The organism is Achromobacter spanius, from assembly GCF_002966795.1.
Classification (GTDB): Bacteria; Pseudomonadota; Gammaproteobacteria; order Burkholderiales; family Burkholderiaceae_B; genus Achromobacter; species Achromobacter spanius_D.
The window spans coordinates 6011686-6029893 of record NZ_CP023270.1; the positions used below are offsets into that span (position 1 = coordinate 6011686).

At 65.9% G+C, this 18208-nt stretch carries 20 protein-coding genes; 15 read left to right on the forward strand and 5 right to left on the reverse strand.

Features of this window, described 5'->3' with window-relative positions; translation table 11 throughout:
• Positions 1–170 precede the first annotated feature (170 nt).
• The 4 genes from hpf (at position 171) to CLM73_RS27270 (ending at position 3720) form a co-directional block, all read left to right on the forward strand.
• The gene (gene hpf, locus CLM73_RS27255; protein WP_056319592.1) at positions 171–509 is read left to right on the forward strand and encodes a ribosome hibernation-promoting factor, HPF/YfiA family; all 339 of its coding nucleotides are present in this window, start codon (positions 171–173) and stop codon (positions 507–509) included.
• 349 nt (positions 510–858) lie between these two features.
• Positions 859–1314, forward strand: coding sequence for a PTS sugar transporter subunit IIA (locus CLM73_RS27260; RefSeq protein WP_056319588.1), 456 nt, complete (start codon positions 859–861; stop codon positions 1312–1314).
• A 20-nt stretch (positions 1315–1334) separates the two neighbouring features.
• Positions 1335–2261: an HPr(Ser) kinase/phosphatase gene (hprK, locus tag CLM73_RS27265; protein ID WP_006216298.1), complete on the forward strand. Its 927-nt coding sequence runs from the start codon at positions 1335–1337 to the stop codon at positions 2259–2261.
• 25 nt (positions 2262–2286) lie between these two features.
• A complete protein-coding gene (locus tag CLM73_RS27270; RefSeq protein WP_105241092.1) occupies positions 2287–3720 on the forward strand; it encodes a PLP-dependent aminotransferase family protein in 1434 nt (477 codons plus the stop codon).
• 6 nt (positions 3721–3726) lie between these two features.
• On the opposite strand, the gene CLM73_RS27275 is transcribed toward CLM73_RS27270, so the two are convergent.
• A complete protein-coding gene (locus tag CLM73_RS27275) occupies positions 3727–5010 on the reverse strand; it encodes a c-type cytochrome (protein WP_105241093.1) in 1284 nt (427 codons plus the stop codon).
• A gap of 12 nt (positions 5011–5022) precedes the next feature.
• Positions 5023–5781 carry a c-type cytochrome gene (locus CLM73_RS27280; RefSeq protein WP_105241094.1) on the reverse strand — a complete coding sequence of 253 codons (759 nt, stop codon included), beginning with the start codon at positions 5779–5781 and terminating at the stop codon, positions 5023–5025.
• Between the two features lie 195 nt (positions 5782–5976).
• Here CLM73_RS27280 and rapZ point away from each other — a divergent pair, with 195 nt between their 5' ends.
• Positions 5977–6849: an RNase adapter RapZ gene (gene rapZ / locus CLM73_RS27285; protein WP_105241747.1), complete on the forward strand. Its 873-nt coding sequence runs from the start codon at positions 5977–5979 to the stop codon at positions 6847–6849.
• The gene (locus CLM73_RS27290) at positions 6846–7811 is read left to right on the forward strand and encodes a septal ring lytic transglycosylase RlpA family protein (RefSeq protein WP_105241095.1); all 966 of its coding nucleotides are present in this window, start codon (positions 6846–6848) and stop codon (positions 7809–7811) included. The genes rapZ and CLM73_RS27290 overlap by 4 nt, the downstream gene beginning before the upstream one ends.
• Before the next feature lie 12 nt (positions 7812–7823).
• Here CLM73_RS27290 and CLM73_RS27295 read toward each other — a convergent pair whose 3' ends face one another.
• Positions 7824–8408: a methylated-DNA--[protein]-cysteine S-methyltransferase gene (locus CLM73_RS27295; RefSeq protein ID WP_105241096.1), complete on the reverse strand. Its 585-nt coding sequence runs from the start codon at positions 8406–8408 to the stop codon at positions 7824–7826.
• 3 nt (positions 8409–8411) lie between these two features.
• Positions 8412–9347 carry a 16S rRNA (cytidine(1402)-2'-O)-methyltransferase gene (gene rsmI / locus CLM73_RS27300; protein ID WP_105241097.1) on the reverse strand — a complete coding sequence of 312 codons (936 nt, stop codon included), beginning with the start codon at positions 9345–9347 and terminating at the stop codon, positions 8412–8414.
• A gap of 65 nt (positions 9348–9412) precedes the next feature.
• Here rsmI and CLM73_RS27305 point away from each other — a divergent pair, with 65 nt between their 5' ends.
• The 4 genes from CLM73_RS27305 to CLM73_RS27320 all read left to right on the forward strand — a co-directional run bounded on the left by CLM73_RS27305 (position 9413) and on the right by CLM73_RS27320 (position 11805).
• On the forward strand, positions 9413–9892 hold the full coding sequence (locus CLM73_RS27305) for a YraN family protein (RefSeq protein WP_105241098.1): 480 nt from the start codon (positions 9413–9415) through the stop codon (positions 9890–9892).
• Between the two features lie 85 nt (positions 9893–9977).
• Positions 9978–10571 carry a phosphoheptose isomerase gene (locus CLM73_RS27310; RefSeq protein WP_056560293.1) on the forward strand — a complete coding sequence of 198 codons (594 nt, stop codon included), beginning with the start codon at positions 9978–9980 and terminating at the stop codon, positions 10569–10571.
• On the forward strand, positions 10568–11314 hold the full coding sequence (locus CLM73_RS27315) for a BON domain-containing protein (protein ID WP_105241099.1): 747 nt from the start codon (positions 10568–10570) through the stop codon (positions 11312–11314). Before CLM73_RS27310 ends, CLM73_RS27315 begins: the two co-directional genes overlap by 4 nt.
• Positions 11311–11805 (forward strand): peroxiredoxin family protein, encoded by a 495-nt coding sequence (locus tag CLM73_RS27320; RefSeq protein ID WP_056560300.1) that lies wholly within the window; start codon positions 11311–11313, stop codon positions 11803–11805. The genes CLM73_RS27315 and CLM73_RS27320 overlap by 4 nt, the downstream gene beginning before the upstream one ends.
• An 89-nt stretch (positions 11806–11894) precedes the next feature.
• Here the strand turns inward: CLM73_RS27320 and CLM73_RS27325 are convergent, their stop codons facing one another.
• On the reverse strand, positions 11895–12683 hold the full coding sequence (locus tag CLM73_RS27325; protein WP_056560303.1) for a MetQ/NlpA family ABC transporter substrate-binding protein: 789 nt from the start codon (positions 12681–12683) through the stop codon (positions 11895–11897).
• 273 nt (positions 12684–12956) lie between these two features.
• Here CLM73_RS27325 and argB point away from each other — a divergent pair, with 273 nt between their 5' ends.
• The 5 genes from argB to CLM73_RS27350 all read left to right on the forward strand — a co-directional run bounded on the left by argB (position 12957) and on the right by CLM73_RS27350 (position 18131).
• Entirely contained in the window at positions 12957–13859 is a 903-nt protein-coding gene (gene argB, locus CLM73_RS27330; RefSeq protein WP_105241100.1) for an acetylglutamate kinase, read from the forward strand.
• 43 nt (positions 13860–13902) lie between these two features.
• Positions 13903–14649 carry a pyrimidine 5'-nucleotidase gene (locus CLM73_RS27335; RefSeq protein ID WP_056566402.1) on the forward strand — a complete coding sequence of 249 codons (747 nt, stop codon included), beginning with the start codon at positions 13903–13905 and terminating at the stop codon, positions 14647–14649.
• 51 nt (positions 14650–14700) lie between these two features.
• Positions 14701–15276 carry a nucleoid occlusion factor SlmA gene (gene slmA, locus CLM73_RS27340; protein ID WP_056560305.1) on the forward strand — a complete coding sequence of 192 codons (576 nt, stop codon included), beginning with the start codon at positions 14701–14703 and terminating at the stop codon, positions 15274–15276.
• Between the two features lie 302 nt (positions 15277–15578).
• On the forward strand, positions 15579–17072 hold the full coding sequence (locus CLM73_RS27345; protein ID WP_056560307.1) for a DASS family sodium-coupled anion symporter: 1494 nt from the start codon (positions 15579–15581) through the stop codon (positions 17070–17072).
• A gap of 9 nt (positions 17073–17081) precedes the next feature.
• Entirely contained in the window at positions 17082–18131 is a 1050-nt protein-coding gene (locus CLM73_RS27350; RefSeq protein ID WP_105241101.1) for an Ldh family oxidoreductase, read from the forward strand.
• The last annotated feature ends 77 nt before the right edge of the window (positions 18132–18208 follow it).

The window sequence follows — 18208 nt, forward strand, 5'->3', positions numbered from 1 at the left end:
GCTCTTGGACTCAGCCATAAAAATGCCATGAAGTTGCGGTAGGTCAGCTTGTTTTATCGGCCCGAGTCTATACACTAGAGCTAAACGAACCCTGCTTATTGAAGGAGAACGCCAACGAACTTACCGCGCCTTTTGCGCACTTTTTTCCTCTTTTAGAAGGAGAGCACACTATGAACCTGAGCATCTGCGGTCGTCACCTCGACGTCACCCCGGCCATCCGGGAATATGTCATGAACAAACTGGCGCGAGTGCTGCGGCATTTCGATCACGTCATCGATACCCAGGTCATGCTCTCAGTAGAGCCCCTGCGGCATAGAGCCGAAATCACCATGCGTCTGAGCGGCAAGGACATTCATTGTGAAGCAACCGATGAAAACCTCTATGCGGCCATCGACCTTCTTGCTGACAAAGTCGACCGTCAGGTCATCAAGCACAAGGACAAGGTAAGAAGTCATTCAGCAGAGTCCGTGAAGCGGCAAGCGGCGACCCTCTCGCCACCCCAGCAGTAACGCGCTTCATGACCGCTCACCTGAGCGACTAGCAGTACAGCGATCCCAGGATCCTGCCTAAGTCCCGGTGTCCCGCTAGACCTTGCGTCCAGCTGGGGCATCGGCAAACTCCCCCCCGCACCACCCAATTCCCCCTGTTTCATCCCGCTGCCGCCCTTGCCGGCCAGTTGTCGTTTTCCCTGCGTTTGTCCGATACGAGGCTGTCCGGGAACCCTGCCAGGCTCAGAATGTCCACAACGTAGCGCGATCAGACTATGCTGTCGCTCTTGTGGTCCCGTTGGCTCATCGGTCTTGCGAGGCCCGGGTCCGTTGATTGTTGCAGTGCGTCATATAACCATATAATGACCTGATGAATCATTTGTCGCGCATCCTACCCGCCGGCAACGTCGTGCTCGATATGCTCGCCACGAGCAAGAAACGTGCGTTCGAACAGGCCGGTCTGCTTTTTGAAAACAACAACGGCTTGGCACGCGCCCTCGTGTTCGACAGCCTTTTTGCCCGCGAGCGCCTGGGGTCCACTGCCCTGGGTCAGGGCGTCGCCGTGCCGCACGGCCGCGTGAAAGGTCTGGAGCAGGCACTGGCGGCGTTCATCCGCCTTGCTCAGCCCATCACCTTCGACGCGCCCGACGGACAGCCCGTGTCGATGCTGCTGTGCCTGCTGGTGCCTGAAACCGCCACGCAGCAGCACCTGGACATTCTGGCCGAACTGGCCCAGCTCATGTCCAACAAGGCATTGCGCGAGGCTCTGGCCACCGAGCCGGATCCGGCCATCGTCCACAGAATGCTCACGACCGGCCAACTCTGATCCCACGCGGAATCGCTGCCATGCTCACGGTGCAGGAACTCGTCGACGACAACGCCGACAAAATCCCCTTTAACTGGATTTCGGGCCAGGGCGCCGCGGACCGCGCGATTCCCGATGACGGCATGGCGGCCGCCGATCTCGTCGGCCACTTGAACCTGATCCACCCGTCGCGCATCCAGGTGTTCGGCCAGGAAGAGCTGGCGTACTACACCCGCTTCGACCTGCGCCGCCGCATGCACCACATGGACGAGCTGCTGATCGGCGGCGTGCCGGCGATTCTGCTGGCCGATGGCCTGACGCCGCCGCAAGACCTGGTCGACCAGTGCGACCAGCACCAGGTGCCGCTGCTGTCCACGCCGGTTGCCGCCGCGCAGCTCATCGACCTCTTGCGCATCTATCTCGGCAAGAAGCTCGCGCCCACCACCACGGTGCACGGCGTGTTCCTGGACGTGCTGGGACTGGGCGTCCTGATCACGGGCGAGTCGGGCCTGGGCAAAAGCGAACTGGCGCTCGAACTGATTTCGCGCGGTCACGGCCTGGTGGCCGATGACGCGGTCGAGTTCTCGCGCACCGCGCCCAACATGATCGAAGGCCACTGTCCGCAACTGCTGCAGAACCTGCTGGAAGTCCGCGGCCTGGGCCTGCTCGACATCCGGACGATCTTTGGCGAAACCTCGGTGCGCCGCAAGATGCGGCTCAAGCTCATCGTGCACCTGGTGCGCGCCACCGCGCAGGACAAGTTTGAACGCCTGCCGCTGCAGGACATCACGCAGGACATGCTGGGCCTGCCCGTGCGCAAGGTGATGCTGCAAGTGGCCGCGGGCCGCAACCTGGCCGTGCTGGTCGAGGCGGCGGTGCGCAACACCATCCTCAAGCTGCGCGGCATCGACACCCTGGGCGAATTCATGGAACGCCAGGCCATGGCGATCCTCCAAAGCAGCAAATGAGCCCGCAACGTCGCCCTGCGGCATCGTGAGCCTTTACGAAACCCTGGCCGACGAGATCGCCTCGTCGATCGCAAGCGGCGTCCTGCGGGCCGGCGACAAGCTGCCCTCGGTGCGCGACGCCTGCGCCGCGCGCGGCGTCAGCCCCTCCACCGTCTTCCAGGCCTATTACCTGCTCGAAGCCCGCGGCCTGATTCGCGCGCAGCCGCGTTCGGGCTACTACGTCAACGCCCCCGCCGAATCGCTGCCGCCCGAACCGGGCGCCTCGTGCCCCGACGGCGAATCGACCGAACTGGCAATCAGCGAGCGGATCTTCGACATCCTCGGCTCGGTGCGCAACCGCGACGTCACGCCGCTGGGCTCGGCCTTCCCCTCCCCGCTGTTGTTTCCGTTGCCGCGATTGGCGCAGGCCATGGCCGCGCATCTGAAGCGCCAGGATCCGCGTGACACCGTCGAAGACCTGGCGCCCGGCAATCCGCGCCTGCGCCGGCAGATCGCGCTGCGCTATCTGATCGGCGGCATCAACCTGCCGGCCACCGACATCGTCGTCACCAACGGCGCGCTGGAAGCGTTGAATCTTTGTCTGCAGGCGGTCACGCAGCCGGGCGACACCGTCATGGTCGAGGCGCCCACCTTTTACGGTGCGCTGCAGGCGCTGGAACGCCTTGGACTGAAAGCGCTGGAAGTGCCTACGCATCCGCGCACCGGCATCGACCTGGAAGCAATGCAGGCGGCCATCCAGCGCCATGCGCCTCGCGCCTGCTGGCTGATGACGCAATTCCAGAATCCGCTCGGTTGCCTGATGCCCGACGACAGAAAGCGGCAGTTGGTCGAACTGCTTGCGCGGCACGACATTCCGCTGATCGAAGACGACGTCTATGGCGAGCTGTACTTCGGCACGACCCGGCCCGTGCCCGCAAAGGCCTACGACACGCGCGGACTGGTGCTGCATTGCTCATCGTTCTCGAAATGCCTGGCGCCGGGCTATCGCATCGGGTGGGCCAGCGCCGGACGCTATGCCCAGCAGGTGCAGCGCCTGAAGCTGTCATCGACGCTGTCGGCGTCGGGTCCCGCGCAGGGTGCGATTGCCGAATACCTGGAACAGGGCGGCTACGACCGCCACCTGCGCCGCCTGCGCCAGACCTTGCAGGCGCAGCAGGAGCGCATGGCCGACGCCATCGCGCAGGCCTTTCCCGCCGGCACGCGCGTGACGCGGCCGCAGGGCGGATTCTTTCTATGGCTGGAACTGCCCGCCGCCGTGGATGCGCTGTCGCTGCACCGCCAGGCGCTGGCGCGCGGCATCAGCGTGGCGCCCGGCCCGATCTTCTCGGCCAGCGGCCAGTTTGGCAGCGCGTTACGCCTGAACTACGGGCATCCGTGGGAAGCCGGCATCGACGCGGCGATCCGCACGTTGGGCGACCTGGCGCACGAAGCCTGCCGGGCGGCTGCCGCAGCGCGCTAGCCGGCGCTAATTCAACGTCGACGACGCCCGCGCGCGCTTGACCTCCAGCGCGCTCGTCCCGCCCGCCTCGTTGCCCCAGCTATTGCGGATGTATGTCACGAGCATCGCAATGTCGTTGTCGTTGAGCACCTGGCCGAACGGCGGCATGCCGTGGGGACGTGGGTTCGCGGCTGTGGCGGGCGCATACCCGCCGTCCAGCACCATGCGGATGGCGTTGACGGGCGACGGCGCGGTCACCGACGGGTTGCCGGCGAGCGCGGGCCACGCAGTGCCGCTGCCCTTGCCGTCGGCCTGATGGCATTGGGCGCATTGCTGGCTGTACAGCTTGCCGCCCAGTTCCATGGCCGCGGGCGCAGGGGCAGCTGCACGCGTATCCGTCGCGGGCGGCGTGGCAGGCAGCGACTTCAGATAGACGCCGATAGCCAGCGCGTCGTCGTCGGTCAGGTGCTGCGTGCTGCCCAGCACGACTTCCGCCATCGGCCCGCTGACCGTCGAATGCGCGGCAATGCCGGTCTTGAGCAGCGTGGCGATGTCCTGCGCCGTCCAGCGTCCCATGCCGGTCTGCATGTCGTTCGTGAGCGGCGGCGCGTACCAGTCCAGCACGGGAATCACGCCACCGGCCAGCGCGTCGCCCGCGCGCGTCGCGCCCAGGCTGTTGCGCGGCGTGTGGCAGGCCGCGCAATGACCCAGCCCTTCGACCAGATAGCGGCCGCGATTCCATTGGACCGACTGGCCGGGGTCCGCTTCTTGCACACCCGGCTTGAAATACAGCGCGCGCCACGCCGCCAGCAGCATCCGCTGGTCGTACGGGAACTCCATCTCGGGCGGACGGTTGGCCTGCTTGACGGGCGAAATGCTGCGCAGATAGGCATACAGCGCGTCGGAATCGCTGCGCGTGACACGCGTGTACTCGGTGTACGGAAACGCCGGGTACAGCAGCGTGCCATCCTTCGATTTGCCGTTGTGCAGCGCCTGCCAGAAGTCGTCGGCCGTCCAGGCGCCGATGCCGGTATCCGGGTCGGGCGTGATGTTCGGGCCGTAGACCGTGCCGAACGGCGTGGGGACGGGCGTGCCGCCGGCAAACGCCTTGCCGCCCCGGCTGGTGTGGCAGGCCATGCAGTTGCCGGCCAGCGCCAGGTAGCGGCCGCGCTCGATCTGCGCGGCGCCCTCGGCCGCCGCCGCGGCGGGGCCGGTGCTGGCATCGTCGCGCGTGCCCAGCCAATACAACCCGCCAGCGGCCACCACGACCACCAGCAGCAGAACAATTAGGATTCTTTTCATCAGCGTCATTCGCGGCCCCGTTCAGCGTTGCGCCTGGCTGCCGCATTCCGCGGGGAGCCGGACCGAGTTCGCGGCGTCGGGCACGTAGGGCTCGACGACGGGCTGCGACGACAGCCACGCCGCCAGGGCGCCGATGTCGTTGGGGGTGAGCTTGTGAGAGATGTCGGCCATGCAGTCCGGCGCGGCGGCGCGGCGCAGGCCGTTCTTCCAGCCGCCGATCTGCGCGCCGATGTAGTCGCGTGGCAGGCCAAGCAGGCCCGGGATGGCGGGCAGCATGCCGGAGAGGACCGCACCGTGACAGGACGCACAGGCGGGCAGGCCGCGCGCCGCATCGCCCTCCTTGGCAAGCTTGCGTCCGGCCTCCAGCGTGGCGGCGGACACGTCCGCGCGAACGGGCGCCGGATACGGCACATGCTGCTCGGAAAAATACGCGGCCATGTCGCGCAGGTAGTCGTCGGGCAACCCAGCCAGCAGGTGCGTCATGGGCCGGTACTGACGGCGCCCATCGCGAAAGTTCAGAAGCTGGTGATAGAGATAGTCCTGCGGCTTGCCGGCCAGCCGCGGATAGTAGCCGTCGGCGCCCGCCCTGCCCTGCGCGCCGTGACAGGCCGTACAGGCCGCGACGCGGGCCGCCATGGTGTCCGGCTGCAGGGTCGGCGGCGCCGCCTGCTGGGCCAGCGACGGCGCGGACATAAACACAACAGCCGCAGCGGCAAAGGCGCTGCGGAATGCCCAAAACCGCGGCAGTGAAACACTACAAGAGGAAATGAGGGCTAACATCTAGGTCAAATTCCCACACCCCGAATCGTGACGGCGGGGCGCGTAAAAGTGGAACTGCGATGGAACTGCGGCGTCTGCGGCCCCAAGCTTACGTCAGGGCATGCAGCAGGGAACAGGCGCAGATCCTGAGTTTATGGCCATATCAGATGCTATCCCGCCGGCATCGTCCTGGAAAAGCGTGCCACAATCATGTCCATGTTGAAAGTCGTCCTCGTCACCGGCATTTCCGGTTCCGGCAAATCCGTCGCGCTGCGCATGCTCGAGGACGCAAGCTACACCTGTGTCGACAATCTTCCCGTCCGCTTCCTGACCGAATTCATTGCGCAGGCGCGCGATGAAGGCATGGAACGCGTTGCCGTCGCCATCGACGTGCGCTCGCCGGGCGAACTTGCCGAACTGCCCGACGTGGTCACCGCGCTGCGCGCCATGGGCACGAGTCTTCGCGTGGTCTTCCTGGATGCCAACACCGCCACGCTGGTGCAGCGCTACTCCGAATCGCGCCGCCGCCATCCGCTGACCGACCGCCTGCAACGCGGCGGCACGGCGCCGTCGCTGACCGAGTGCATTGCGCTGGAAAGAGAGCTGCTGGCGCCGCTGCGCGAGCAGGAACACGTCATCGATACGTCAGAGCTCACGCCCGGCCAGCTTCGCGCCTGGATCCGCGATCTCATCAAGGCAGACCGCGCGCCGCTGGTGCTGACGTTCGAATCGTTTGCCTACAAGCGCGGCGTGCCGGGCGACGCGGACTTGGTGTTCGACGTGCGCTGCCTGCCCAACCCCCATTACGACCGCAACCTGCGTCCGCTGACGGGCCGCGACGAACCCGTTGCCACGTGGCTCGCCGGGTACGAGCAGGTCGGCCTGATGATCGATGACATCGCAGGCTTTCTGAAGCGCTGGCTGCCGCTGTACACGCAGGACACCCGCAACTACCTGACCGTGGCCATCGGTTGCACCGGCGGCCAGCACCGTTCGGTGTATGTCGTGGAGCAACTGGCGCTGCGCTTTGCCGACCACGACCCGCTGCTGGTGCGCCACCGCACCCAACTGCCCGACGAAACCGCATGACGCTTTCCCGCCCCCTGCATTTCCTCTTTGTGCTGCTGCTCGCGATCGCGGTGGCGGGCTGTTCCTCCACCGGCGGACGCAAAAAGGGCGGCTACTACAAGGACGACGGACCGGACGCCAACCCGCCGTCCAACCTGGATCAGATTCCCGACGCGGTGCCCAAGCTGGAACCCTACGCCAGCGGCGCGAACCGGCCTTATGTCGTGTTCGGCCAGCGGTATGTGCCGGACACCACCGGCCAGGCCTACAAGAAGCGCGGCATCGCCTCGTGGTACGGCAAGAAATTCCACGGCAACTCCACGTCGATCGGCGAGACCTACGACATGTATGCCATGACGGCCGCGCACACGACGCTGCCGATCCCCAGCTACGCGCGGGTGACCAGCATGGTCAACGGTAAGACGATCATCGTGCGGGTGAACGACCGCGGCCCCTTCCACAGCGACCGCATCATGGACCTGTCCTACGTCGCGGCCTACAAGCTGGGCATCATCGGCCCGGGCAGCGGGCAAGTGGTCGTGGAAGCCATCCAGGCCGAAGAGATCCGGCGCCTGGCCTCGCAGGGCGCGCCGGCGGCACCCGTGCCGGAACCGGAATCCGCCACGGGCTCCACGCCGGTGATGGCGCCGGTGGCGTCCACCCCCGTGGCGCTGGCGCCCCAGCCTTTGGCGCCCGCTTCGCCCAGCCCCGCTCCGATGCTCCCGGCGGCCGGCGCCGGGGCAGGTACAGGCAGCATTTACCTGCAGGTGGGCGCGTTCAGCCAGCCCGGCAATGCGCAGTCGCTTGTCAGCCGCATCAATACGCAGCTCGGCGCCGAAGGCGCGCCGCCCGCGACGGTGGAACAGGCCAACAATCTGTACCGCGTTCGGATCGGTCCGTATCCCGATCGCCAAAGCGCGCTCAATGCCGTGCCGCTGGTGTCCGACCGCATCGGCATCCTGCCGACCATCGCGTCGCAGTAAGCAGAAACACGCCTACCAGGGCAGCTCCGCCTGCCCGTCGCACACGCGGCGCGCGTGCGCGCTGCGGCTCACATAGCGGTTGCCTTCATGCGCCAGCAACGCCTGCTTGCGCGGCAATCCGCCGCCAAATCCCGTCAGCGAGGTGTCCGCGCCGATCACGCGGTGGCACGGAATGATGATGCTGATGGGATTGCGGCCCACCGCGCCACCCACCGCCTGCGCGCCCTTCGGCCGGTTCACCGTGCGGGCCAGTTCGCCATAGCTGGTCAGCGTGCCGAACTCCAGCGCGCACAGCGCATGCCAGACCTCGTGTTGAAACGTGGTGCCGACCGGGTCGAGCGTCACGTCGAACACGCGGCGCTCGCCGGCAAACCATTCATCAAGCTCGCGCCGCGCCTGTTCCAGGAACGGATCGCTGTCGGTCAGCGTCCATCCATCCGGCGGCGGCAGCAGCGCCTGATCGGTGAACCACGCGCCGCGCAATCCCTTCGGGCTGGCCACCAGGCGCAGATCGCCCAGCGGCGTGGGCATGTCGCGGTAGGTCAGCCGCTCTTGCGGGTCGGCGGGCTTGTTGGACACGACGGTCGAATACACCATGGCTTATTCCTGCGCCTTCTTGCGGATCAGGGCCCGGTTGTAGAGCACGTCGCGCGGCTGGCCGGTGACCTTGGCCGCCACGCGTGCGGCGTCGCGCACGGACAGCGATTCCAGCAAGGCGTCCAGCAGGACGTCGTGGGCGGGATCGACGTCGTCGGACTCAGGTGCGTCCGCCTCGGCATGGACGATCAGCACGAACTCGCCTTGTTCGCGATGCGCGTCGGCGGCCAGCCATGCCGCGGCCTCACCCAGTTTGACGGTGCCGATCTCTTCAAAGCGCTTGGTCAGCTCGCGCGCGACGGTCAGTTCACGTTCCGGGCCGCAGACCTCGAGCAGGTCGGCAAACGTGGCCGCCAGGCGGTGAGGCGATTCGAACATCACGACCGGCGCGGGCAACGCGCACCACTGGCGCAGCCAACGCTGCCGGGCCACCGCCTTGGGCGGAGCAAATCCCGCGAAGGCGTAGGCGGGGTTCTCGTCCGTGGTGACGCCGCTCCCCATCAGGGCCGCGATCACGGCGCTGGGGCCGGGCACCGGCACGACGGCAAAGCCGGCGGCGCGCACGGCCCGGACCACGCGGGCGCCGGGGTCGCTGACCGCCGGCGCGCCGGCATCGGACACCAAGGCCACGCGCTGGCCTTGCGCCAGGCGCTCGCAAATGGCCTGCGCCGCGGCGGCCTCGTTGTGGCGATGCGCCGCCATGAGCGGCGTGCCGACACCCCAGGCATCGAGCAGCGTGCGGCTGGCGCGCGTGTCCTCGGCGGCGATCACGTCAGCCCGCTGCAGGGCGTGCCAGGCGCGCAGGCCCAGGTCGCCCAGATTGCCGATGGGCGTGGCCACGACATACAGCGTCGAGGCTGGCCAATGCTGGCCAGCCACACGTTCCGACACGCGGGACCAGGCATCGCCGGCAGTGGGAGGTGAGACGTTTTGATTCATTGCTGCCTGCTGACACGGAAAACCATGTCAGTGTAGCCGCCTATGCACGCTGCTTTTGGATTCCCATGACGGACGACACCCTGCGCCTGGCCTGCGAACTTGCCCTGGCCGCCCGCCGCCGCGCCGCAAAACGCAAGCGCCGCGTGGGGCGCCAGCCTGCCGACCGCCCGCCCCCGCGCCGCTCTCCCGCCCAGCGGCGCGGCGACCACCATGAAGCAGCTGCGCTACGCCTGCTGGCGGCGCGGGGCCTGACGCTGCTGGCGCGCAACCTGGCCTGCCGCGCCGGCGAAATCGACCTGGCCATGCGCGACGGCGACACGCTCGTCTTCGTCGAGGTCCGGGCGCGCGCAAGCTTGCGCTTCGGCGGCGCCGCCGCCAGCATCGGCCGCGAAAAGCAGACGCGGCTCGCCCGGGCGGCGGCGTATTGGTTGCCCGAACTTGCCCGCCGGCACTGGGGCGGCTCGGCCCCGCCCGCCCGCTTCGACGCGGTGGTTTTTGACGGCGGCGACCCTTCCTGGCTGCGCGGCGCATTCTGGCTGCCATGATGCGACGGGCCTGGCCCGGCGCCCGCCCACGCTCTCGTTGCGCAAGGACAGAACCGCGGCCCGGCCCCGTGAGATAATCGCGCCCATGGATATGACCTCTCGCATGACGTCGCACTTTCGCGATGCCATGGCCGCTCACGAACAAAGCATGAACGTCCTGGCCGAACCGCTGGCGGTAGCCGTGGACGTGCTGTTCGGCGCCCTGGCGAACAACGGCAAGATTCTGGCTTGCGGCAATGGCGGATCGGCTGCCGACGCGCAGCATTTCATCGCGGAACTGGTGGGCCGCTTCGAACGCGAACGCCTGCCGCTCGCGGGCATTGCGCTCAACACCGACACCTCCATCCTCACGGCGGTCGGCAACGACTACGGCTTTGACGAAGTCTACGAACGGCAGGTCAACGCCTTCGGGCAGGCCGGCGACGTGCTCGTGGCCATCTCGACCAGCGGCAATTCGCCCAACGTGGTCCGCGCCATGGAAGCCGCCAGCGCCCGCGAGATGCATGTCCTTGCCCTGACCGGCAAGGGCGGCGGCGTCATGGGGGAACTCATTACCCCGATGGACGTCCATCTATGTGTTCCCAGCGATCGCACCATGCGCATCCAGGAAGTCCATATTCTGCTGCTGCACGCGCTGTGCGACGGCATCGACGCTCTTCTGCTTGGAGACACCGAATGATTCTTGACGCCAGACCCGCAGTCCGCCCGCTGATGCTTGCCGCCGCGCTATCGACCGCGGCGCTTTCGCTGACGGCCTGCGCGCCCTTGATCGTGGGCGGCGCCGCCGCCACCACGGCGGTCGTGGTCACCGACCGCCGCACGTCCGGCGTCCAGCTCGAAGACCAGAACATGGCGTTCAAGGCGCAGAGCCAGATCGCCCAAAAACTGGGCGACGCCGCGCGCGTCAATGCCATGGCCTACGGCGGCCACCTGCTGCTGACGGGCGACGTGCCCTCGGAAGAAGCCAAGAGCCAGGCCACCGCCATCGCGCAAAGCGTCGAAAACGTGAAGCAGGTCATCAACCAGCTCAACGTCGGCCCCATCGCGTCGTTCGGCCAGCGCTCCAACGACACCTGGCTGACATCCAAGGTCAAGACCACGCTGCTCAACACCAAGTACGTGCCCTCCGGCACCATCGCGGTCACCACCGACCGTGGCGTCGTCTACCTGATGGGCAAGGTCACCCAGGCCGAAGGCGACTACGCCGCCAATGCCACCGCGGACGTCGGCGGCGTGACCAAGGTCGTCAAGCTCTTTGAAACCATCAGCCGCGAAGAAGCCATCCGCCTGTCGGGCAGCGGCTCCAAACCGGCCACCACCGAAAGCAAGGCGCCCATCGAAAGCGGCACGGGTCCGGCCACCGACAATGCGGGCGGCATGGGCGGCACGAGCAGCGGCGTCGAAGCAATGCCCATCAAATGAAAAAAGCCATCGTAGCCCTCGCAGTTCTCGTGGCGGTCGGCATCGGCGCCTGGTTTGCCATGCGCCCGGCCCAGACCGCGCCCGACGTCACCTTCACCACGCTCGAAGGCAAGACCTTCTCCATGCAGGACCTGCGCGGCAAGGTCGTGCTGGTCAAATTCTGGGCAACCAGTTGCGTGACGTGCGTGAAGCAGATGCCCGACACCATCTCCGCCTACAACGAGTACGCGGACAAGGGGTACGAAGCCATCGCGGTCGCCATGAACTACGACCCGCCCAACTTCGTGCTCAACTTCGCTGAAACCCGCAAGCTGCCGTTCCCGGTTGCGCTGGACACCAAGGGCGAGATCGCGCGCGCCTTCGGCGACATCCGCCTGACGCCCACGGCGTTCCTCATCGACAAAGAGGGACACATTATCAAGCGCTATCTGGGCGAATACGACAAGGCCGAGTTCCACGCCACGGTGGAAAAGGCCCTGGCCGCCGGCTGATCTGCCGTCTCGGCGCGCCCCCAAGAATCGCCCGCCGCTTGCGGGCGATTTTTTTGTGCGGGCAGTTCAAACCACCCGCACTCCGTACATCAAAACGCGGGAACCACCGCGCCCTTGTACTTTTCCTGGATGAAGGTCTTGACCTCCGGCGAGTGCAGCGCGTCGACCAGCTTCTTGATTCCCGGCGCGTCCTTGTTGTCGCTGCGGGTCACGAGCACGTTGGCGTAGGGCGAATCGGCGCCTTCGATGAACAGCGCGTCCTTGGTCGGCACCAGGCCCGCTTCCAGCGCGTAGTTGGTGTTGATCAGCGCCAGGTCCACGTCGTCCAGTGCACGCGGCAGCATGGCGGCTTCGAGTTCGCGGAACTTCAGCTTCTTGGGATTCTCGACGACATCGGCGGCGGTCGCCAGGATGTTGGCCGGGTCCTTGAGCTTGATGACGCCCTGCTTTTGCAGCAGCACCAGCGCGCGGCCGCCGTTGGACGGGTCATTGGGGATGGCGACCGTGGCGCCGTCCTTCAGGTCGGACAGGCTCTTGATCTTCTTGGAGTAGCCGCCGAACGGCTCGACATGGACCAGGGCCACCGGCACGAGGGTCGCCTTGCGATCCTTGTTGAAGCTTTCCAGGTACGGCTTGTGCTGGAAGAAGTTGGCGTCCAGTTGCTTGTCCGCCAGTTGCAGGTTGGGCTGCACGTAGTCGCTGAACACCTTGATGTCGAGCTCCACGCCTTCCTTGGCCAGCTTGGGCTTGACCACTTCAAGGATCTCGGCGTGCGGCACCTGCGTGGCGCCCACGACGACCTTTTCGGCGTGGGCCGCATTGGCGGCAACCAGGAGGACCGACGCCGCCAGGGCGGAACGGACAAAGTTCAAACGCATGTCTTGCCTCTTTTATGGTGAAAATCGGGGATCGATGTCCCGCAGGTTCGGGCAGGCCCCCTTTTGCGGGGCGTGCCGTTGTGAAAACGCCCCCAATTTACCTGAATGCCCGTTATTTGTCGGGCATATGGACATAGGTTTGCAGCATAAGAAACCTGTGGGGACTACAATCCGTCGTATGCTTGCGCTAGCCGCGTTCCAACCGCGTTCTTGTGCAGGCATTTTTTTAACGCCGATCAACTTTTCTGTTATTTATCTGCCGACTTAGCTGCCATGACCGACACCCCCGACCCTGCTGCCGTTTCGTCTCCCGCCGTCAAAGCCGCCGTGCTGTCCGAGGCTCTGCCGTATATCCGACGATTTCACGGCAAGACCATCGTGGTCAAGTACGGCGGCAACGCCATGACGGAAGAGCGATTGCAGCGCAGCTTCGCGCACGATGTCGTGCTGCTCAAGCTGGTGGGTCTGAACCCGGTGGTGGTCCACGGTGGTGGTCCGCAGATCGATGACGCCCTGCGCCGCATTGGCAAGCAAGGCACCTTCATCCAGGGCATGCGCGTCACCGACGCCGAGACCATGGAAGTCGTGGAATGGGTGCTGGGCGGCCAGGTCCAGCAGGACATCGTCATGATGATCAACGAGGTCGGCGGCAAGGCCGTGGGCCTGACCGGCAAGGACGGCGGCCTGATTCAGGCCCAGAAGAAGCTGATGGCCAACAAGGACAACCCGTCCGAGCCCATCGACATCGGCTTCGTCGGCGACATCACGATGGTGGAGCCCGCCGTCGTGAAGGCCCTGCAGGACGACCAGTTCATTCCCGTCATCTCGCCCATCGGCTATGGCGATGACGGCACCGCGTACAACATCAACGCGGACGTGGTCGCCGGCAAGATGGCCGAAGTGCTGGGCGCCGAAAAGCTGCTCATGCTGACCAACACCCCGGGTGTGCTGGACAAGGGCGGCAAGCTGCTGCGCAGCCTGTCGGCCCAGACCATCGACGAGCTCTTCGCCGACGGCACGATCTCCGGCGGCATGCTGCCCAAGATCTCGTCCGCGCTGGATGCCGCCAAGAACGGCGTGAACTCGGTGCACATCGTCGACGGCCGCGTGCCGCACTGCCTGCTGCTGGAAATCCTGACCGACCAGGGCGTCGGCACGATGATCAGCTCGCACTGATGAAGCACACCCCCGCAGCACGGCGCGCCGCGCGAGCCTCATGATGCAAGTGCGACGCCAGTTGCTGCGGCCAGCGGTGCGGATGCGCCGCTCCCGCGGGATTGCCACAGGCGCGCCCGAGCGCCTGTGGCTGTTCGATCTGGACAACACGCTCCACGACACCTCGCACGCCATCTTCTCCAAGATCGACCACGGCATGACCATGGCGGTGGCCGAGGCGCTGAACGTGGACGTGGACGCCGCCAACCTCGTGCGGTCGCAATACTGGAAGCGCTACGGCGCCACCATGATCGGCATGGTGCGCCACCACGGCGTCGACGCCCACGAGTTCCTGCATCGCAGCCACGACTTCGACGTCGCGCCGCTGTTGCGCTCGGAAAAGGCGCTGGCCTACAAGCTGCGCCGCCTGCCCGGGCGCAAGGTGCTGCTGACCAACGCGCCGCTGCACTATGCGCGCTCCGTCCTGTCGCACCTGGGCATCCTGCGTCAGTTCGACAGCCTGTGGGCCATCGAGCACATGCGGTTGCACGGCGAATTCCGGCCCAAGCCCTCCGCGGCGCTGCTGCGCTACGTGCTGGCGCGCGAAGGCGTGCCCGCCCACCGCGCCGTGCTGGTCGAAGACACGCTGGCCAACTTGCGGGGCGCCCGCCTGGCTGGCCTGAAGACGGTCCACGTGTATCACCCCGGCACACCCTTCGGCCGCGGACGCTCGCACCGCCCGGCCTACGTCGACTTGCGGGTAAACTGCGTCAGTGATTTATTGTTACGCCGGCGTCCCTTGCGGGGCTGACGGCACGCAGTATCCCCTCCACCCGTCATCCTGCGCGAAGCAGTCCCTTCCATGGCGAGCAAACCCGGCGAGCGCAAGACCCAGATTCTGCAGACTCTGGCCGAAATGCTGGAGCAGCCGCACGCGTCCCGCATCACCACGGCCGCCCTCGCCGCGCGCCTCGAGGTCTCCGAAGCCGCCCTCTACCGGCACTTCGCGAGCAAGGCGCAGATGTTCGAAGGGCTGATCGAGTTCATCGAAACCAGCATCTTCACGCTGGTGAACCAGATCGCCACCGCCGAGCCCTACGGATTGCCGCAGGCCCACAAGACAGTCTCCATGCTGCTGACCTTCTCGGAACGCAACAAGGGCATGACGCGCGTGCTGACCGGCGATGCGCTGGTCACGGAAGACAACCGCCTGCAGGAACGCATCAATCACATCAACGACCGCATCGAGGCGTCGTTGAAGCAATCGCTGCGCATCGCCATCACCGACGGCGGCCTGCCGCAGGAAGCCAATGTTGCCGCGCACGCCAGCCTGCTGACGCATCTGGTGCTGGGCCGCTGGCTGCGCTACGCGCAGAGCGGATGGCGGGTCACGCCCACGCTGCATCTGGACGAACAGCTACGCCTGGCCCTGGGCTGACGCGCCAGCATTAGCGCCGTTTCACGGAACAATTCCGGCTTCTTGCAGGGCAAATCGAACTCCATCGTGTCCCGATTGGTTCGCGTCGATGCAACACTCGCACGCTTGCCCCGCCACGGGGGCGACGAGCATAATGCCCAGGACGAGTTTTCCACAAGCGCTGTTTGCCACCTTCTTGACGTTCATCAATACGGGTTTTCCACAATGCCGTCACGATCATCCTGTAGCGTCGAAACACCGGACTGATTTACCCCGTGCTCGCGGGCGGTGTTTCGTCAGTTTGACCTCAACTGGAGAAGGATATGGCTGCGGAAACCGCTGTCCCCGCCTCGCAAGCCCCCCAAAAAACCAAAATTCCCATCGGGCTCATCGCCGGCATCCTCGTGATGATCGGCGTTTTAATGATGCCCTTGCCGGCAGACCTGCCCGTCGCAGGCCATCGCATGCTGGCAATCCTGGCGTTTGCCGTGGTCGTCTGGATCACCGAAGCCGTCTCGTACGAAGCCAGCGCCATCATGATCACGACGCTGATGGCTTTCCTCCTGGGCACCGCGCCCACCATCAAAGATCCCAACGTTCTGTACGGCACGTCCGCCGCCATCAGCATGGCGCTGACCGGCTTTGCGAACTCGGCGCTGGCGCTCGTCACCGGCGCCTTGTTCATTGCCGCCGCCATGACATTCACCGGACTGGACCGGCGCATCGCGCTGGTGACGCTGTCCAAGGTGGGCACCAGCACGCGCCGCATCCTCATCGGATGTATCGCCGTGACGATCGTGCTGAGCCTGGTCGTGCCCAGCGCCACCGCGCGCAGCGCCGCCGTGGTTCCGATCATGATGGGCGTGATCGCGGCCTTCGGCGTGGACAAGCGCTCGAACATCGCCGCCGGCATCATGATCATCGTGGCCCAGGCCACCAGCATCTGGAACGTCGGCATCCAGACCGCCGCCGCGCAGAACCTGCTGACCGTCGGCTTCATGGAAAAGATGCTGGGCGAACGCGTGGCGTGGTCGGACTGGCTGATTGCCGGCGCCCCCTGGTCGCTCATCATGTCGGCCGTGCTGATCGTCGTCGTGCTCAAGCTGCTGCCGCCTGAAAGCAACAGCATCGCCGGCGGCAAGGAAGCCGTCGAGAAATCGCTGCTCGACCTGGGTCCCATGACCGGCGCGCAAAAGCGCCTGATGGCCGTGTCGGTCATGCTGCTGCTGTTCTGGTCGACCGAAGGCAAGCTGCACAAGTTCGACACCACTTCGACCACCTACTTCGGCCTGGTGCTGCTGATGCTGCCGCGCTTTGGCGTGATGACGTGGAAAGACGTGCAATCGCGCATCCCATGGGGCACGGTGATCGTGTTCGGCGTGGGTATCAGCTTGGGCACGGCGCTGCTCACGACGCAGGCCGGCCAGTGGCTGGGCAACCAGGTGGTGCATCACACCGGCCTGGACCACCTTGGCCCGCTCGCCATCTTCGCCATCCTGGCGGCCTTCCTGATCGTGATCCACCTGGGTTTTGCCAGCGCCACCGCGCTGACCTCGGCCATGCTGCCCATCCTGATCTCGGTGCTGGCAACGCTGCCGGGCGACTTCAGCCGCCTGGGCATGACGATGCTGCTGGGCTTCGTGGTCAGCTACGGATTCATCCTGCCCATCAACGCACCGCAGAACATGGTGTGCCTGGGCACCGAAACCTTCAACGCCAAGCAGTTCGCCAAGGTCGGCATCATCGTGACCATCGTGGGCTACCTGCTGATGCTGCTGATGGGCATGACCTACTGGCGCTGGCTGGGCTGGCTGTAAGGAGTCGTCATGAAAATCACGATTGCCCAAGCCAACGAATACGGCCGCCGGGTGCTGATGGCACAAGGCGTGCCGGAAGACATCGCGCGCGATGTGGCCGAACATCTGGTGGAATCCGACCGCGTGGGCTACACGAGCCACGGCCTGTCGATCCTGACAAACTACCGCCGCGTGTTGTCGGAAGGCCTGGCCCAACCCGACGGCCGTCCCGAACTCCTCAACGACCGTGGCGCAATGCTGGCCTACGACGGCCACCACGGACTGGGCCAGTACGTGGGCAAGGTCGTCATTGAAAAGGCGATCGAGCGCACGCAGGAACACGGCCAGTGCATCCTGACCCTGCGCCACAGCCATCACCTTGGCCGCATGGGCCATTTCGGCGAGATGGTGGCGGCCAAGGGACTGATCCTGCTGGCCTTCACCAACGTGATCAACCGCTCGCCCACCGTCGCCCCGTTCGGCGGCGCGCAGGCGTGCCTGACCACGAACCCGCTGTGCTTTGCCGGCCCCCTGCCTGGCGGCCGTCCGCCGTTCATCGTGGACATGGCCACCAGCTCGATCGCGGTGAACAAGGCGCGGGTGCTGGCGGCGAAGGGTGAGCAGGCGCCGCCGGGGTCGCTGATCGACGCCGACGGCAACCCGACGACTGACCCGGGCGCGCTCTTTACCGATCCTCCCGGCGCATTGTTGCCATTCGGCGGCCACAAGGGCTATGCGTTGGGTCTGGTGGCGGAACTGCTCGCTGGCGTCCTGTCGGGCGGCGGCACCATCCAGCCCGAACATCCGCGCATCGGCGTGGCGACGAACAACATGTTCGCGCTGCTGCTGGATCCGCAGGTGGACTTCAATACCGACTGGCGCTCGATGGAAGTCGGCGCATTCATCGACTACCTGCATGCTTGCAAGCCGCAGCCGGGGGTGGAATCCGTGCAGTATCCGGGTGAGTACGAGGCGCGGAATCGGGCGGTGAATGCGGATTCGGTGGAGTTTGATAGCCGGATATGGGATGGACTGACGAAGTTGGCTGCGGAGTTGGGGGTGCCTGAAGCGTTGCCTTAGGGTGCTTTGAATGGCGGTGGTTAGGCTGGCATTGAGTCAGGTTCTTTAAACGCCCGCCGCAGCGGGGGCTTGGGTGC

Bases quoted from the DNA above. Each gene is read 5' to 3' on its own strand.
- hpf (WP_056319592.1), top strand. From the start codon at position 171: ATGAACCTGAGCATCTGCGGTCGTCACCTCGACGTCACCCCGGCCATC.
- CLM73_RS27260 (WP_056319588.1), top strand. From the start codon at position 859: ATGAATCATTTGTCGCGCATCCTACCCGCCGGCAACGTCGTGCTCGAT.
- hprK (WP_006216298.1), top strand. From the start codon at position 1,335: ATGCTCACGGTGCAGGAACTCGTCGACGACAACGCCGACAAAATCCCC.
- CLM73_RS27275 (WP_105241093.1), bottom strand. From the start codon at position 5,010: ATGACGCTGATGAAAAGAATCCTAATTGTTCTGCTGCTGGTGGTCGTG.
- CLM73_RS27280 (WP_105241094.1), bottom strand. From the start codon at position 5,781: ATGTTAGCCCTCATTTCCTCTTGTAGTGTTTCACTGCCGCGGTTTTGG.
- rapZ (WP_105241747.1), top strand. From the start codon at position 5,977: ATGTTGAAAGTCGTCCTCGTCACCGGCATTTCCGGTTCCGGCAAATCC.
- CLM73_RS27290 (WP_105241095.1), top strand. From the start codon at position 6,846: ATGACGCTTTCCCGCCCCCTGCATTTCCTCTTTGTGCTGCTGCTCGCG.
- CLM73_RS27295 (WP_105241096.1), bottom strand. From the start codon at position 8,408: ATGGTGTATTCGACCGTCGTGTCCAACAAGCCCGCCGACCCGCAAGAG.
- rsmI (WP_105241097.1), bottom strand. From the start codon at position 9,347: ATGAATCAAAACGTCTCACCTCCCACTGCCGGCGATGCCTGGTCCCGC.
- CLM73_RS27305 (WP_105241098.1), top strand. From the start codon at position 9,413: ATGACGGACGACACCCTGCGCCTGGCCTGCGAACTTGCCCTGGCCGCC.
- CLM73_RS27310 (WP_056560293.1), top strand. From the start codon at position 9,978: ATGGATATGACCTCTCGCATGACGTCGCACTTTCGCGATGCCATGGCC.
- CLM73_RS27315 (WP_105241099.1), top strand. From the start codon at position 10,568: ATGATTCTTGACGCCAGACCCGCAGTCCGCCCGCTGATGCTTGCCGCC.
- CLM73_RS27320 (WP_056560300.1), top strand. From the start codon at position 11,311: ATGAAAAAAGCCATCGTAGCCCTCGCAGTTCTCGTGGCGGTCGGCATC.
- CLM73_RS27325 (WP_056560303.1), bottom strand. From the start codon at position 12,683: ATGCGTTTGAACTTTGTCCGTTCCGCCCTGGCGGCGTCGGTCCTCCTG.
- argB (WP_105241100.1), top strand. From the start codon at position 12,957: ATGACCGACACCCCCGACCCTGCTGCCGTTTCGTCTCCCGCCGTCAAA.
- CLM73_RS27335 (WP_056566402.1), top strand. From the start codon at position 13,903: ATGCAAGTGCGACGCCAGTTGCTGCGGCCAGCGGTGCGGATGCGCCGC.
- slmA (WP_056560305.1), top strand. From the start codon at position 14,701: ATGGCGAGCAAACCCGGCGAGCGCAAGACCCAGATTCTGCAGACTCTG.
- CLM73_RS27345 (WP_056560307.1), top strand. From the start codon at position 15,579: ATGGCTGCGGAAACCGCTGTCCCCGCCTCGCAAGCCCCCCAAAAAACC.
- CLM73_RS27350 (WP_105241101.1), top strand. From the start codon at position 17,082: ATGAAAATCACGATTGCCCAAGCCAACGAATACGGCCGCCGGGTGCTG.